Annotated in this window: 17 protein-coding genes; 3 read left to right on the top strand and 14 right to left on the bottom strand. The window is 62.5% G+C overall.

Annotation, left to right across the window (positions count from 1 at the left end; all coding sequences use genetic code 11):
* Positions 1-141 precede the first annotated feature (141 nt).
* From CSW62_RS25195 to CSW62_RS25135, 14 genes are all read right to left on the bottom strand, one after another.
* Positions 142-477, bottom strand: a complete 336-nt coding sequence (locus tag CSW62_RS25195; protein WP_099582512.1) for an STAS-like domain-containing protein — start codon at positions 475-477, stop codon at positions 142-144.
* Between the two features lie 22 nt (positions 478-499).
* Positions 500-1,654, bottom strand: a complete 1,155-nt coding sequence (locus CSW62_RS25190) for a hypothetical protein (RefSeq protein WP_143324478.1) — start codon at positions 1,652-1,654, stop codon at positions 500-502.
* Between the two features lie 49 nt (positions 1,655-1,703).
* Positions 1,704-2,153 carry a hypothetical protein gene (locus CSW62_RS25185; protein ID WP_099582510.1) on the bottom strand — a complete coding sequence of 150 codons (450 nt, stop codon included), beginning with the start codon at positions 2,151-2,153 and terminating at the stop codon, positions 1,704-1,706.
* 3 nt (positions 2,154-2,156) lie between these two features.
* On the bottom strand, positions 2,157-2,486 hold the full coding sequence (locus CSW62_RS25180; RefSeq protein WP_199170750.1) for an STAS-like domain-containing protein: 330 nt from the start codon (positions 2,484-2,486) through the stop codon (positions 2,157-2,159).
* Between the two features lie 22 nt (positions 2,487-2,508).
* A complete protein-coding gene (locus CSW62_RS25175) occupies positions 2,509-2,802 on the bottom strand; it encodes a hypothetical protein (protein WP_099582509.1) in 294 nt (97 codons plus the stop codon).
* 52 nt (positions 2,803-2,854) lie between these two features.
* Positions 2,855-4,047, bottom strand: a protein-coding gene (locus tag CSW62_RS25170) for an IS3 family transposase (protein WP_099576098.1) whose coding sequence is annotated in 2 segments (ribosomal slippage) — positions 2,855-3,789 and positions 3,789-4,047 — 1,194 coding nt in all. Because the reading frame shifts where the segments join, the coding sequence is not laid out codon by codon here.
* Between the two features lie 61 nt (positions 4,048-4,108).
* Positions 4,109-4,675: a hypothetical protein gene (locus tag CSW62_RS25165; RefSeq protein ID WP_099582508.1), complete on the bottom strand. Its 567-nt coding sequence runs from the start codon at positions 4,673-4,675 to the stop codon at positions 4,109-4,111.
* Positions 4,676-5,015: 340 nt separating this feature from the next.
* Positions 5,016-5,654, bottom strand: a complete 639-nt coding sequence (locus tag CSW62_RS25160; RefSeq protein WP_099582507.1) for a hypothetical protein — start codon at positions 5,652-5,654, stop codon at positions 5,016-5,018.
* The gene (locus CSW62_RS26490; RefSeq protein ID WP_158235508.1) at positions 5,651-5,995 is read right to left on the bottom strand and encodes an STAS-like domain-containing protein; all 345 of its coding nucleotides are present in this window, start codon (positions 5,993-5,995) and stop codon (positions 5,651-5,653) included. Before CSW62_RS26490 ends, CSW62_RS25160 begins: the two co-directional genes overlap by 4 nt.
* Positions 5,988-6,593 (bottom strand): ATP-binding protein, encoded by a 606-nt coding sequence (locus CSW62_RS26485; RefSeq protein WP_158235506.1) that lies wholly within the window; start codon positions 6,591-6,593, stop codon positions 5,988-5,990. Before CSW62_RS26485 ends, CSW62_RS26490 begins: the two co-directional genes overlap by 8 nt.
* Positions 6,594-7,145: 552 nt before the next feature.
* Positions 7,146-8,204, bottom strand: coding sequence for a hypothetical protein (locus CSW62_RS25150; protein ID WP_099582505.1), 1,059 nt, complete (start codon positions 8,202-8,204; stop codon positions 7,146-7,148).
* An 11-nt stretch (positions 8,205-8,215) separates the two neighbouring features.
* The gene (locus tag CSW62_RS25145) at positions 8,216-8,704 is read right to left on the bottom strand and encodes a hypothetical protein (RefSeq protein ID WP_099582504.1); all 489 of its coding nucleotides are present in this window, start codon (positions 8,702-8,704) and stop codon (positions 8,216-8,218) included.
* Positions 8,705-8,958: 254 nt separating this feature from the next.
* A complete protein-coding gene (locus tag CSW62_RS25140; protein ID WP_199170749.1) occupies positions 8,959-11,253 on the bottom strand; it encodes a S8 family peptidase in 2,295 nt (764 codons plus the stop codon).
* 118 nt (positions 11,254-11,371) lie between these two features.
* Complete coding sequence (locus CSW62_RS25135; protein WP_099582502.1) at positions 11,372-12,445, bottom strand: AAA family ATPase; 1,074 nt, start codon at positions 12,443-12,445, stop codon at positions 11,372-11,374.
* Between the two features lie 606 nt (positions 12,446-13,051).
* On the opposite strand from CSW62_RS25135, the gene CSW62_RS25130 reads away from it, so the two are divergent.
* The 3 genes from CSW62_RS25130 (at position 13,052) to CSW62_RS25120 (ending at position 14,531) form a co-directional block, all read left to right on the top strand.
* A complete protein-coding gene (locus CSW62_RS25130) occupies positions 13,052-13,774 on the top strand; it encodes an ATPase, T2SS/T4P/T4SS family (RefSeq protein ID WP_099582604.1) in 723 nt (240 codons plus the stop codon).
* A gap of 140 nt (positions 13,775-13,914) precedes the next feature.
* A complete protein-coding gene (locus CSW62_RS25125; RefSeq protein ID WP_099582501.1) occupies positions 13,915-14,154 on the top strand; it encodes a hypothetical protein in 240 nt (79 codons plus the stop codon).
* A gap of 113 nt (positions 14,155-14,267) precedes the next feature.
* Positions 14,268-14,531: a hypothetical protein gene (locus CSW62_RS25120; RefSeq protein ID WP_099582500.1), complete on the top strand. Its 264-nt coding sequence runs from the start codon at positions 14,268-14,270 to the stop codon at positions 14,529-14,531.
* Positions 14,532-14,647: the final 116 nt, after the last annotated feature.

Here is a 14,647-nt window from a genome sequence, read left to right as displayed (position 1 = left end):
ACCCTCGAAAGGTCGGCTCGCGGGTGGCAAGCTTGACGCGCTGGCGGCCCCGCCGATCTACCTCATGGCGGAGTCTGCGCGGCATTAATTAGCCGCCTTGCCCGTCCGGCGCAGGTCGCCAGCGTCGGCCTTTATTTCTGATCAATGCTGACTGTTGGCCCTGCGACGCCACTCATCGTCGATGTAGGTTTGCACTTCATCGATCAAAGATGGGTCTACTTCCGATTTCAGGTCCAAGAGATCCTTCAACTCGGTCGGTGAGAAGCCCGCTCGGACTAAGCCGCCAAACGCTTCTTCGAGAAACGACGGCGCCAGCCCCTCCGCGTGCGAAAGATCAACTACCAAACGCACGCCGCGCTGGAGGTCGGGGATCAGGAACTCTTCTCGAAACCGCTGACCATTATTGGGACCATGCGATGGGTATCTACCAAATGGATACCGGTCGAACTGAGTGGCAACGTCCACTACTTTCGTCATGAAGCGCCTCCCTGGCTAAGCATCAACGACCCTTAGGGCCATTAACTTTCCACACAATTAAGGTTCCGGGCAACTCGGCTTCTAGTTGCCGGCCAAATTCAACCCGGCGCAGTTGTGCGTTAGGATGATCCGGATTCTTGACAATGATATGCTCCCCCTGTCGGCTGATAATCTGGATCGATCCGCCTGCAGCCTTTTCGTCGATGAGCCGCACCATCGAGGTCAGCCCCTTGCCGTGCTGATCAAGGCCGGTTTGGGTGCGCGCTTCCTTCAGCGCTGCGGCGATGATCAAGTGATCGGGAGGGTTCAGAGGGTCGATATCAAACTTCCGTAGTAGGCCTGAGTAGTTCTTCACCGCAGTGCGCGGGAGACCGACACCCTGGTCCAACGCAAAAAACCAGGCCGAGTTCTTTTCGACATCGAGAATGCCGGCCGCCCACCACTGACCAGGCAGGCAAGCGCTTTGATCAACCTCCACGTCAGGATAGGCGTGCATGATGACGTTCGTCATTGCTTCATTGAGCGCGGCGTGGATCTGGTTGGTGAAAGCCCTGTCACCCCAGGCCTTGAGCGAAAGATCCGCGACCTCCGCCATCAGCGGTCCCATTTCTTGGGTCGTGGCAGCCGATCGAATTGTCGCGATCCAGTCGGCTGGCGGGCCCACTTGATCGCGGATGTTCAGCTGCCGGTGAAACCCAAGCTGAGAGAGAACCTCCAAGGCTCCCGACGCAGCCGGATCGCAACCGGCGATCGAGCCTGGTCGCAGACTGTGGCAGCGCTGGAGCTCGGCAGTCAGCAACATGCAAGCGACGATGTCGATCGAGACGCATGCAGAAAGATCCACATAGACGCGTCGATCGCGGCGGAGAACGCCTCGTCGGATTTTGGTCAGGAAACCCGTCAGAGCCGTCAAGCCGTGACGGTAGTTCAACACCGCCGGAGCCCGTACGACATTGTAAGGATTGCCCAGGCGGTCCCGCACGCGTCGCTCGGGAACGATGGAAGGGCCCTCGAACACGTGTGTGACGAGCTCGGCCCTGGGCGTGGTAGGCCTATCGTTCAAGACAATATCGGCAAGCGCGCCGCTGAATATGGCCGCGCCGCCGGGCGGCGGAGTTTCACTCAAGATTTTTGCCGCCGATTCATCTAGCCGGAAGGGGAAAACTGAAGGCGGCACCCGGCTCCAGTCAAGTTAGACGGCTACAAAGCACAATGCGACGAAGTGTTTAACCGTCGCCTCGTAGAAGCGAAAAGGCCCGCGCCGTGCGCGAGGAGTGCTTGACCTGATTGCGAAGGCGGCGGATCGAAGCCTCGATCGAGCCCTCCAATTCATCGTCGAGGGCCACGGCGTCCTCCGCCTTGGCCAAGAAACCATCCAACTTGACCAACTCTGCCTTGCACGCCTGATAAGCGGTGCTGTCTGCGATCTTGCGTTTGAGGTTAAGGCCGAGCCGTCGCCGACGGCCGTTCAGCTGCCGCAGCATCGCGCTACGGTCCGCATGGTCCGCCGCCAACGCAAAAACATCGAATAGATCGTCTTCGAAGCTTTCCAGGCGAACGAGTTCGATGTCCAAGGAGGCCACGCCCGCCTTGAGGCGCTCCAGCGTGGCGGAGCCTACCAAGCCGCCCAATAGACCCAGGCTGGCAGCAAATAGCGCCTCGAGCGGAGTGGCCATACCTCAGGCGGCCTTCGCGTCGCGAATATAGCCCTGAATGGTGTCTATGAACGAAGGATCGCGGTCCGACTTGATGCGGATCTGGTTGAGGAGATCTTTGGCTGCGAAACCTACACGCACCAGGCCGCCAAACGCTTCTTCGAGGAAAGATGGCGAAAGGCCTCTCGCCCCATCGAGATCGACCACTACGGGTTCGCCCTTTCTAAGCGCCGGCACGAGCCATTCGTCGCGAAAGCGCTGCCCGTTCCAGTCGCCGTGCGACGGATAACGACCGAACGGGAAAGGATTAAAGTCGGCCGCCAATCGAATAGTTGTTGTCATTGCTGCCAACATCTCAAAATCTCGTCTCCACTCGTCACGCTTTTAGCTGCCAGATAATAAGCGTGCCCGGAAACTGGAACCCCAATGGGACGCAGTATTCCTTCTCGCCGTTCTTCGCCGCCGGATTGCGATACGCATAGACGGCATCACCCGAAAAGATATTGATGAAACCCGACGGAAAAAGGTCGATCAGGGCGATCATGTTATTGAGGCCCTTTCCGCGCTCACCCAGACCACTGACCGTCCGCCGTTGTTGGATCGTCGCGCGCAGGATTTGAGAATCGGTGGGCTTAGCGTTGATCGGACGCCAGTCGCGGTCTTGGATCATCGACTTAAGTAGGCCCGAAAGAGCGTCGCCGATATGACGTGACCCCCATTTCTCATCCAGCCATAACGAGAGTCCTGGGTTGATTTGAGCCTTGGTGTTGGTGGGTGGCAAGAGGCCGGTGCGCGGAGCTATCAGCCTGCGCAGCGTGCCGGCCGGTCTCTCCGCAGAAGGCGCTGGCGTACTCCCTGGGCGTCATCCAGCCGAGCTTGGAGTGGGGCCGGTGCTCGTTGTAGTCGCGCCGCCAGGTCTCCAGCACGGCGCGGGCGTGCGGCAGCGACCGGAACAGGGTCTCGTTCAGCAGTTCGTCGCGTAGCCGGCCGTTGAAGCTCTCGTTGTAACCGTTCTGCTGGGGCTTGCCCGGCGCGATGTAGTGCCAGCCCACGCCGCTGTCGTCGGTCCAGGCCAGGATAGCGTTGGACGTGTATTCGGTCCCATTGTCGCTGACGATGGTGTCGGGCCGACGTCCACGCTGGGCGATGATGGCGTCCAGCTCACGCGCCACCCGCCGGCCTGACAGCGAGGTATCGGCCACCAGGGCCAGGCACTCGCGCGTGCAGTTGTCGATCACCGTCAGGATCCGGAACCGGCGGCCGTCGGTCATCTGGTCGGACACGAAGTCCAGGCTCCAGCGCTGGTTGGGCGTCAGCGGGACCTCCAGGGGCCGCCGCGTGCCGACCGCCCGTTTGCGTCCGCCGCGCCGGCGCACGGTGAGCTTCTCCTCGCGATAAAGCCGCTGGACCCGCTTCTTGTTGACCGCGTGCCCCTCGCGCCGCAGCAGCACGTGCAGCCGGCGATAGCCGAACCGGCGGCGCTCCTGGGCCAGGGCCTTGAGCCGCTCGCGCAGGACACCGTCGTCGGGCCGCGTGGCTTGGTAGCGCACGCTGCTGCGATCCACGCCCAGGACCCGGCACGCCCGCCGCTCGCTCATCTCGTAGGCCGACCGCAGATAGGCTGCGGCCTCCCGATGCGCGGCGGGCGTCACCACTTTTTTCCCAGCAGATCCTTCAGCGCGACATTGTCGAGCATCGCGTCGGCCAGCATCCGCTTGAGCTTGGCGTTCTCGTCTTCAAGCGCCTTTAGCCGCCGCGCCTCCGACACGTCCAGCCCGCCGTACTTGGCCTTCCACTTGTAGAAGGTCGGCGAGCTGAGCCCGTGCTTGCGGCACAGGTCCGCCACCGGGACGCCCGCCTCCTGCTCACGCAGGATCCCTATGATCTGTTCTTCCGTGAACCGTGATCGCTTCATTCGTCCGTCCCTTTCCTGGGGCGGACTCTAGTTATTCCTGGAGGAGTTTCAGGGGGTCACGTCAGATATTCTGAGGCGCCGTGGCTGGAATGCCAGCGCCGTGGTCGAGCGCGACGAAGGTAGCCGTGCGATTCATCAACAACCCCGCGACCCACCAGCGTTCAGCAGGGTTGGGCTCATCGTGCCCAGCCCCGTAGGCCCATGATAGCACATTGTCGGCCGCTTCATTGAGCGCTGCATGAACCCGGTCAGCAAGTTTCATATCCGCAAACAACCCCTCCGCCAGCTTCGCGACCTGGAATGTCCGCGCGCCAGGAGAAGGGTCACCTCTCATTCCAGAGGTCACCTTCATCACCTGAGGCGCGATAACCTCAAGCTTGATCTCGTCGAAACGGTCATCAACGGCGACACCGAAGGCGGCCAGCGCAAAGCGGGCTGCGCCGTTGCGCGGCATCCGGACATCGATCTGAAGTTCGTGCTCCAACCGGCACCGCTGCATCGACGCGGCCAGCATGACACACGCGGCCACATCGATGTGGTTAGTATTGTATAGGTCTAACAAGACCGGCTGCGTATCAGCCCGCGCGAACACCTCAAAAGCGCTAAGAGCCTCGAGCAACCCGGCCAAATCGCGCTCACTGATCGCTAGGCGCGCCGGTCCCTTGAAAAAGCGATGGGCAGGAAACCGCAGGCGAAGCGCCGCATCCTCCTTTGCCCTTCCGCGTTCGCGGCGCGCTCTTCTTTTACTCGTCGCCACCGCGGATCAGCGCCATCATTCAGTTTCGCCGAACGTCTAGCGACTGACGCGCGCTGAATCCATACCAATAGATTTGGGATTTCGCCTCATGCCCTGATGCGCGACGTGATGGCGAATGGCCGCATTGTTCCACTTTTGTTCCAATCCGGTTCCGCAGTCAAGATCTGTCTGAGTTCGACCCTGGAATGCCGCTGGGAACCGGTGCCGGCGCTCATTCGTAGACTTGGTCGTACTGCTCTATGATCACTTTCCCCAAGCCCTGAGCGAGTTGACGCGTACGCTCGGCGCGCGCGGGGTCGGCTTCACGCTTCAAACCCTCGACGTCCAATGTCGCCTCAAGCGTTAGGTCGATCAGCGGCGCCTGGACATTGAACTGCGGGCGCAGGCGGTGCAGCAGCGCCAGCCTGTGCGTCAGCGCGTCAATGTCCGCTTGTAGGATTTCGAGCGATGCCTGCGCATCCTTGTCCTTTCCCGGTCGTCGCCAGACCTTCGGGGCCTCGCGTCCGATCCGCTCCAGGATCGTAAGGCAGTCCTGGACGCGCTTGAAAAACTCATCCCGGCGCTGGCGACGGACGCTGAAGTAATGGACGACGAAGAACCCGGTCAGAGCAATCGCCGCGCCGCTACCGCTGATGATGGGGCCTAGGCGATCGGGCGGCGGGGGTTTTCTCGTGCTGAGTTCGTCAAGCCGGCCTTGCTGGACAGCGAGTTTGGTGCGGAGCGACTCGGTTTCCGCATCGAGCTTGCTGAGGCGAGCGCCTTCAGTTTCCGGCTGGCTCGCGGGCGTCGTGACCGGTTTGCTGCCCTCCTGTCGCGACGCCGCAGACGTTTTGAGAGTCTGGCTCGTCATGGCCGGTAGTTCTTCATTGCCTGCATCATGCAGCGGCGCGCCATTTCGGCGACAAAGGGATCCTCGGACGAGACGATCGTGATCCGCGCGATCAGCGCCTGCGCATCTTCGCCTTGCCTAATAGCCTCGCGGACCAGACCGCCAAATGCCTCGTCCAAGAACGAAGCCGGGAATGCGAGCATCCCGTCCATATTCAAAACGACATCAGCACCACCGGCCAAGGCAGGTTCGGCGATCTCCTCGCGGAACTCTTGGCCGCTAGAGGGGCCGTCCGAACGGTATCGGCCAGCTGCAAACCGGCCAAACTTGTCAGCTACATTGACGACAACGGGCTTACCCAAAGCCGCCCCCCATGTCGCTGTCGAGGGGCACGGAGAACGAAACTGTCGTGCCAACGCCGCTGCTGGCTTTGCTGACCCGCCCCATCGGCGAGTCGGCGCTGAACGACACGAGAAAGCCGGAGCTTTGGATATCGAACGTACAGCCCCGGCGCCGTTGAACAACGCCGACCATTCCCGAAAGGCCCCTGCCGCGCCATGGCCCGTCATGGGGCGCGTCTTCAGTACATGCAGCTAACCGGATCAGGTCTGCCGGGCTGCCTTCCGGAAGCCAAGGGACGCGACGGACAGAATTCGCGATGCCGACTCCCTGGTCGCGGACGGTAAAAACGGCGAGTTTCTGATCGGCATCGACCCGAACGGTCGCTTCCCACCCAAGCCACGCCGAACGATCGGCGGAGTTGGGATATGCGTGATGCCGAACGTTTGAGACCGCCTCGCAAAAGAAGACGTACACATCGCGCGTCACGCTCTCGCTAGGCTGCATACCTTGAGCTAGGTTCCATAGCGCCGCCGGGTCGATCGGATTGTCGATGCCACCGCAAAGCGTGTGCTGCCGGCATTCAGTATCGGGAAGTGCCTTGGCGATCGCGGCTCGCATGCGTTGACTTTGCCCTCACCGCTAGCTGTTCAATTTGGCGGGTCAACTATCGGTGTATGATGAAGCTCACCGTCAGTCCACTTAGGGTGCTAGCTCGGCGCGTGTCTGGCGCGCAATTCGCCCGTCGCGCGACCATGGGCGGGAGGTCGTGCATGCCGCACCATTCAGGCAACCCAAAGGCCTGCAACGGGTCGATCTCGCCTCTGCGCTTGGCGGCTGAATGTCGCCTTTCTGGCGGCATTCCAACGGCAGCTCTTGACTCATCTGGGAAGTCCGAAATGGCTGCTTTCAGGGTATCCCGTACCCCTTTCAAATCGCGTCCGGCGCGGCGAAGTGGTGGGCGACATTGACGACCTGGGGGTGGGACGAAGGAAGGTCGTTCGCCCAAGCCTAGGGCCTGCGTCGCGCGGCCCAGACCAAGCCAGCGATCGCGGTGACCAGTGTAGCAAAGGCGGTGATGTGTTCTGGCGTCATGCATGGATCCTTCAGGTAGGGCCTTTTGCTTGAAGGATTTTGCGACCGGGCGCAGGTCACGACCGTTTGCATGTCCCCCTATTCCTGGGTCATGCCCAACCGCACAAGATCGCGGCGGGGGCGATATTCCTTGCTGTCGCCGCGCCGCTCGAACAGCTCCCGGATGTGCCGCGTGATCCACTTGTCGTCCGAGGTGAAGGACCAGCTGGGGTCTTTTCTGATTTCCTCCTCGACCATACGCGCGCACTTCGACAGCGAGATTTGCTGATCCTGTACGATTATGCCCCTGGCGATCACCCGAAGTTTCTCGGTTTCTGCGCGGCTCTTTTGCCGTTTACCTGCTTTGAACCGGGCGTTCTTTTCATCTGCCTGGAGGCCTCGGAGCGCTGGAGCCAGCAGCCGGTCCTCGGCCTCAGCCCTGGCCATCAGGTAGCCGAACGCGACATAGGGTTCGTGATCGTAGGTCTTCCCGCCTTCGAGCAGCGCCAGAATCGCGCGGCGATAAGTCTGAGAAAGGTTGGGTGAAAACTTGGGCCAAGCTTCTAATGGCTCATCGACCAGCTCATCCAGATTGTCGATCCCCGCGCGCGCACCGAGGCGAGCAAGGAGGGTGTGGTAGGCGGACCGGTAGTCGTCCAGGAAGAGATAGGCGTCCGTGGCCTCCTCGCTGAGCAGCACGAGGGGCCGCGAGACGGGCTCTACGCGCTTGTCGGGATGGACGACGACGAGGTGAGCTTGCTTGCCCTTGTGCGCATCGTCGTCGCCGAACTGGGCGTAAGGCGTCTTCAGTTGAGCTGTGCGGACCAGGCTGATCATGATGACGCTTCCCGCCGCGACGTCGATGACCTCGATGCGCTCAGCCATGAAGGCGCGCACCGGGGGCGGCGTCCACGGGAAAATCAGCTCGGGTCCGTAGAGCGATTGCCGTTCTCCGTAGGCTCCGAGGGTGTGCAAGGGTTTCCAGATCTCCTTGTCTACGTCGCAGGAGAGATCGATGTACACACCGTCGACGAGGACTGGTTCCGGGCTGCGCCACGCGTCCGCCAGCTTGAATACCCGATTGATACGAGCCCGGTCTTCCAGCGTCAGCTTGAAGGTTTCGGTCTCGTCACCCACCGCTGGGGAATGCCGCTGCATTCGGGAGGCTCCTATCCGGCTGGATCCGCGATGGCTTTGGTGCGGGCGCGCCCGAAATCGCCCTTGCAAAGCGTGACTCCGTTGTGCCCGCAATCGATGCTGAAGATGATCTCGTAGACCAAGTCTCGATCTTCGTGGAGTTCGCGAGCAACCTCGGCGCTGAGAAAGACGCGGATCGTGTCGTCGGGCAGTTTGGCCAGCTCGGCGTTGAGGTGGGCTTCGATCCGGGCAACGGCGCGATCGTAGTTTCGAGCTTTGTCCAATTTTCGCGGATCCCGCCCGCTATAGGTCTGGCGAGGAATGCGGATGGGATAGGTCGTCATGTCGTCGGCTCCCGTGTCGCCATAGAGGTTCTGCATATCGTCGGGACGCAGGTCGCCCTGGTAGAGGACGAGGTTATCGCGAAAGCAGAAGTGCGCGACCACATGGACGTAGCCGGGACTACGACACAGCGTCTCCAGGTCCTGAAAAACCGCCTGTTCATTGCGTGGCTTCGTCATCGTCTACCCCAAACCTAAACTTGGCTTATCTTGGGAAGCTGATGCGACAGGAGCGGTCGCTTCCGCTGCCTTGCCCAGACCGGCGACGAGACGCCTAGGGGCCTTCGCTGGCGACTGCCGCCACCGGCGAAGGATCGAAAGCTGAGCGAGCGCTAGCGATCCAAAGGCTCAAGCCGAGCATCTCAGTAATATCGACGGCTTCGGAATCGTCTTGTCGGTCGTCCATAGAAACCCCACCTACCCAGGGCGCTTCGTCACGCCGGCACGACGATCGGCGGCTTGATGGCGAGCCGGTTTCGGACCTGGGTATAGATTTCGGCCACACCAGCCATCTTCAAGGTGACCACCACGGCATAGGGAGTCGGGTCGATTACGTCGTCGATCTGACGTTGAACAACAATGTCGAAGGTGGCGTCCTCGCCGAAGACGGCTGCCCTGTCGCCTTCCCAACGTCGGTGAACAACCGTGCCGTTGTGGATCTGATTGTAGTCAGGCTGACGCCCGCCGGCTGTCACCGCCAGCGCCGCCGCCGAGTCTGCAGGCTCGATCATCTTGATCTGGACGCCACGATATTTCGGCGCGCCGATGCGTGGCGGCGCCAGCCAGGCGACGGTCACCGCCACCTCATGAGGCGCGGCCTTGCCGACCATGGCGACCGGCAGCGGCACGCGCACAGTGTGGGCTTGATCAGAATTGAGCCGGCCTACGCTCCAAAGGGTCGCGCGATCGTCTGTACAGTCCAGGATCACCTCGCCGTCGATCGCGCCAAAGCCGAGGAAGCGGCGGACATTGTCCTTTTGTTGAACGCTGAGCCGGCCGTTGGCCGGCCCCAAGGTCTGGACGATGAGATCCCGGGCCTCGGTCCATTTGGCCGAATGCACCAGCAGAGCCTTGAGCAGGACAGCGCGATGGGCTGAGGGAATATCTAGGAAGTCTTCGTAGACCGCCTCGAGCGCCTCGTGGGCGCGACAGGCCAGACCCGTCACCTGAGCCGCCGCGACGCTGGTGCCGATCGACCGCGCCTGTGTCGCCATGGGATTGGTCGCAGACGGCGGTGCAGCGACGAGAATGCCGCCAAAGGTGCCGGCGTTCTTCCCCATTGGACGCAGGGCGTGACCCGCCCCCGCAGGCAGCAATCTGACGTGATGGCGCCCACCGGGCGCTAGGATATCCGGCTTGACCGCCCCACCCTGACCAGGACCAAGGGCGCTGGAGACGGTGCATAACCCCGTCTCGCTCCAGACATCGAAGGTGGACGCCGGCAGCGGCCCGACCGGCGCATTATCGCGATGCAGCGCGCCGACCGTGATGGCGTTCATCGACTCGGCCGGAGCCAGGACCCGGCGATAGGCCATGGCCGAGCCGCTGGCTTTCAAGGCCAGCTTGGCGCGCTCGAGCGGCGCCAAATCCTCGAAGGCGATCGTGTTGACCTCATCGTTGATCAGGTCGCCACCATGGTTGCCGGCGCTGATCACAAAAAGGACACCGTAGGCGTGGGATAGGTAGTCGACGACGCGGGCCCAGCCCGACATCTTTCCGGCGAACGGCTTATTGCGATCCCCAAGCGAGGCGTTGACGATGATCACACCCGGCGCGGTGGGATCAGGTCCGGCCTTCATCCGAACGATCGCTTCGTGAAATAGGTCGGCGGGCAGGCGGTCTGGGAAGCGCTCGTCGTCGTCGATCTGCGGCGGGGCGAACATTACATTAACGAAATGGACGCGTCGGGTCAGCGGCGGTGGCTGCGGGGCGAAAAGATCGCCATGCAAAACGGCCGAGGCCATGGCCGTGCCGTGCAGGCGTGGCCCAACGGCTCGAGCTTCCAGGCCGAAGGGATCTTCGATTGATAGACGCCCGACCAGTTGAGGGTGCAACGCCATTGGTACGGCGTCAAAGATCGCCGCGATCGGCACGCCATCAGGCAGAGGGGCTTCGCCGGCGACGGCCCCACCGTCCTGCGCCTCGAAGGTGGTCAGATGGACGGCGCTTTGCGGCCGGATGTGCATGACCGCCTCAGAGGCGACAATGCCCTCATAACCTCGCGCCAGGATTGCCTGGATTTCCGCGATCGGCACATCGGCTAGCATGGCATGGTAACGCGCGCCGTCGATCCGGGTAGAGGCGATGACGGTGCCGCCGCGCGCGGCTACCGCGGCGGTCGCTTGAGCCTGCACGCCGTGGGCTTCGGCGCGGTAAACCAGCTCCAACTCGATCCTTACCAAACCGCGGGCGTCGGCGCGCTGCTCTGCCAGCACCGCGCGGTCCTCCAGTGTCAGCCGGTCCTGCGGCCCCCAGGCGCGCAGATCCTTCATCTGCAGGAAGAGGTCGCGCCAGGGCGCAAAGCCCTGGGGCAGAGCGCGTCCGGCGGCGTGCTGACGCCATAGGCTGACCATTTGAGTCAACGCCCTGGCGTCGGGGATCATCAGATAGAGCGCTGGATCGCGATCGCCGTCCTGGGCCTCGAGCTCGTCGGCTCCGACAAATTCCAGGCCGGGAACCCGTGTCGCCGCGCGCATGAAACCGCTGACATCAGCCGTCAGATCAAACACCAGCAGACGCTCGGGGGCGATGCCGGCTGGGTCCGCCTTAAGCTGGAGCGCGTCAGCACCGGGTGTCAGGATTTGAGCGAGGCGTTGAAGGCGCTGACCCGCCGGTCTCTGCAGTTGCTCAGCGGTCGGGATCAGCCTTGGGCGCGGAAATCCGACCCTTGTCACCCGCGCGCGGCCGGCTGGGTCGTCGAGCCTCAGGAGCGGGCGGATCGGACGTTTCGCCATGTCCCTCCGGGGTCACTCGGGACCCCCACAACAACAGCTCGTCGCTCAAGACCTGCCGAAGCGACTCACCACCCTGAGCGAGAATATGCCTACGACGCACGTTTTGGCAGAACTCGAACACTTCGGCAAAGCTGATTGAACCCAATTTCTGGGCGACCCTTTCCGCCGAAAGCCCGGTGGGTTCGGGCCAGGCGTCCATGAAGCGGGAGACCAACACTGCCCGGCCGGCGGCATCAGGCCTTGGCATTTCGAGCCGGAGCTGGAAGCGACGCCAAACCGCGCGGTCGAGCAACTCAGCGTGATTGGTGGCGGCGATGGCGACGACATAGCTGGGCAGCTGATCTAGCTGCATCAGCAGGAAGGAGACCACGCGCTTGATCTCGCCAGTCTCATGCACGTCGCCGCGCTCTTTGCCGACGGCGTCGAACTCGTCGAAGAACAGCACGCATGGGGTGGCGCGGGCATATTCGAACAGGCGCGCCATCCTTGCGTTCGTCTCGCCCAGATAGGCGCCGACCAGGGCGTCGTAACGCACGGTCAACAGCGGTAGGGCAGTGGCCTGGGCGATTGCTTCGGCCAGCGAGGTCTTGCCGTTTCCCGGAGGCCCCGACAGTAGGATCCGGTGACGCGGCTGCATGCCCTGAGCCCGCAGCAGGTCGGCGCGCAGCTGCTCCTGGATCAGTTGCTGGCTCAAGCGCTTGGCCGGCAGGGGCAGGATCAGATCACCCAGCTCGATCCGCGCTTCGCTTTCGATCACGAAGTCGCGGCCTCCCGTGTTGCTGCGGCGCAGCTCCGCCGAATTGGTCACCGGCACCGATTGCAGGGCCCGCTCTAGACGGTCCGCCAGCACATGGTGGCTGCGTGACTTCTCTTCGGCGACAATCGCCTCCACGGTGCTTGTCAGCATCGAACGATCGCCCGCCGCGCCGGCCCGGACCAGAGATATCAGCAGATCGCTTCGTGCCATGTCACCAACCTGCGGCCGCGCGCAGAATCTCCTTTGACGCTATCACAGGATCATTGCAGCGAGGAGCGCACTCCGCTCCAGCCGGTTCCCGCGCCGTCTTTAAGTATGTCGAACTCGTAGATGTCCCGCCCAAGGCACCAATGGGGCGGATTGAGTACGCGAAAGGAACAACAGACGCTACCAACGCGACTACAATTGATCGCCATCATGGTCGCGTCTTCCGATGACGAGACATCAAATCTGGCTCACTGTTACGACAGAATCGGACGGGGCTGTTTGGCCGCTGCACCGCGACTACTCGCAGAGGCCTAGCCTTTTCGCCCCAGCGCTGAACGTCCAGTTCCTGGATGGAGGCCAAGTTCCGTTTATGGCGCTACGTCGCGCCTAAACCGACCGTGCTTATCCGTTGGGCGAGCGATCCAGCGTTCTGGAGCGCCCAGGCGCCATCTGAGCTTCTCGCCGATTTCTTTGTCTTTCCTGGAGTTTCCGATCGCCAATTGGCTGTTGAGATCGGCCAAAACGCGGTCTTCTTAGTCGTCCTCGTGAACCACGGGGACCGACATGGACCAGCCCGACACCACCGTTGAACTGACCCGTAGCCAGCGCATGCTGCGCTCGGCGCTGGGGCCGCTGCTGCTGGCGCGCCTTGACGATCCCGGCGTCGCCGAGCTGATGGTCAATCCGGATGGCCGGGTCTGGCTCGACCGGTTCGACGCGGGTCTGGTCGACGCCGAACTGTCGGTAGCCCCGGCCGACGCCGAGCGGATTCTGCGTCTCGTCGCCCATCATGTCGACGCCGAGATTCACGCCGGCCGTCCGCGCCTTTCGGCCGAGTTGCCCGGAACCGGCGAGCGGTTCGAGGGCCTGATGCCGCCGCTGGTCGCCGCGCCGGCCTTCTCGATCCGCAAGCCCGCGCGGCAGATCTTTTCCCTTGATGACTATGTCCACACCGGCGTGATGACCGCCGACCAGGCGGAGGTCCTGGCCGGCGCCGTACGCGAACGCCGCAACATCCTCGTGGCCGGACCGACCTCGAGCGGCAAGACTACCCTGGTCAACGCGCTGCTGGCCAAGGTCTCTGAGAGCGGCGACCGCGTGATCCTGTGTGAGGATCTGCGCGAGTTGCAGTGCGCCGCGCCCAACCTCGTGGCCATGCGCACCGTCGATGGCGTCGTCATGCACCGCGATCTAATCGAATACGGCAAGCAACTGGCGGCCGAGACCAATTCCAAGGTCGCTGAGCCCGGCAAGCTGATCGTGCCGATGGTGGGGCGCTTTATGGAAAGCGATCGCGGCTTCACGCGCGGTCGCAAATCTCGTGGCAACTAAAGCGGGCAGGGCCGGCGGAACGACGCAACAGTTTCTGACCGTCACAACGCTGGTTCGCGACAGCGCTGGCCATGAATCTTCTCCCCCCTTAGACCGCTGGAAGCGGCCGTTGCCGATTCCGCAAGCTTGGGACTCGTGTTGTGTTCAAGACCACCCGCGCCGAGGCGCTCGTGACCGCTCGGCGGCTGCTGCGCGGGTATGCCAGTGCGCCCGACCCACGTCGCCAGATCCAACAGCTCTATAGCGCTTTGATCCATGGCGAAGGTTGGACGGCCAGCCATGAAGCGGAGATCTTGGCGTTTGGAGCTTGGCTCCAGGCCCATCCGAGCCTTGGCGAACTCAAGCCACGATGTGAAGGCCTGCTGACGAAGATCGGCTAGCGAAACGGGAGTTTTCGTCGCCGTTTTCGCTAGGCCAGCACCCGATTTCTGCGGGATTGCGCGCGACATCTCGCCGGTCAACGATCAGGTCTGGCGTAAGGCGAGCTTTGACGATGCGACTCCCCACCGACGAGGAATATGCATGGATCTTGAGCGGCATGACGGCTGCCGAGCGCATGCAGCTTGACGAAGTCGTGGCCGAAATTGTCGCCGCCGAAATTGACGGATCAAACCCCGACGAGCTTGAAGCCTTGGCGCATGTATTTGCGAGGCATGCCTTGTCTTGTGAAATAGAGCTTCGCGCCACAGGCTTTGAGCTGGCGGCGTGCATGTTCGACCATGCGGAACGCCTTCGATCGGCCGCCCTGCCAAACTGACGACATCCGATTGTTCTGCGGCGGGCGTTAAACGCCGCAGATCCGCCCAAGCGTCGGGCCGCAAGAGCTGGATCTTCCGAGGTACAGCCCCGCGCCGGCAACTCGACGCGCGGATG

Source organism: Caulobacter sp. FWC2, assembly GCF_002742625.1.
Lineage (GTDB): Bacteria > Pseudomonadota > Alphaproteobacteria > Caulobacterales > Caulobacteraceae > Caulobacter.
Note: the sequence above shows the minus strand (reverse complement) of the source record. Positions and strands in the feature narration are given on the sequence as shown.

Excerpts from the sequence above, each read along its gene's own strand:
- CSW62_RS25195 (WP_099582512.1), bottom strand. The coding sequence starts at position 477 with ATGACGAAAGTAGTGGACGTTGCCACTCAGTTCGACCGGTATCCATTT.
- CSW62_RS25185 (WP_099582510.1), bottom strand. The coding sequence starts at position 2,153 with ATGGCCACTCCGCTCGAGGCGCTATTTGCTGCCAGCCTGGGTCTATTG.
- CSW62_RS25180 (WP_199170750.1), bottom strand. The coding sequence starts at position 2,486 with ATGTTGGCAGCAATGACAACAACTATTCGATTGGCGGCCGACTTTAAT.
- CSW62_RS25175 (WP_099582509.1), bottom strand. The coding sequence starts at position 2,802 with ATGATCCAAGACCGCGACTGGCGTCCGATCAACGCTAAGCCCACCGAT.
- CSW62_RS25160 (WP_099582507.1), bottom strand. The coding sequence starts at position 5,654 with ATGACGAGCCAGACTCTCAAAACGTCTGCGGCGTCGCGACAGGAGGGC.
- CSW62_RS26485 (WP_158235506.1), bottom strand. The coding sequence starts at position 6,593 with ATGCGAGCCGCGATCGCCAAGGCACTTCCCGATACTGAATGCCGGCAG.
- CSW62_RS25150 (WP_099582505.1), bottom strand. The coding sequence starts at position 8,204 with ATGCAGCGGCATTCCCCAGCGGTGGGTGACGAGACCGAAACCTTCAAG.
- CSW62_RS25145 (WP_099582504.1), bottom strand. The coding sequence starts at position 8,704 with ATGACGAAGCCACGCAATGAACAGGCGGTTTTTCAGGACCTGGAGACG.
- CSW62_RS25135 (WP_099582502.1), bottom strand. The coding sequence starts at position 12,445 with ATGGCACGAAGCGATCTGCTGATATCTCTGGTCCGGGCCGGCGCGGCG.
- CSW62_RS25130 (WP_099582604.1), top strand. The coding sequence starts at position 13,052 with ATGCTGCGCTCGGCGCTGGGGCCGCTGCTGCTGGCGCGCCTTGACGAT.
- CSW62_RS25120 (WP_099582500.1), top strand. The coding sequence starts at position 14,268 with ATGCGACTCCCCACCGACGAGGAATATGCATGGATCTTGAGCGGCATG.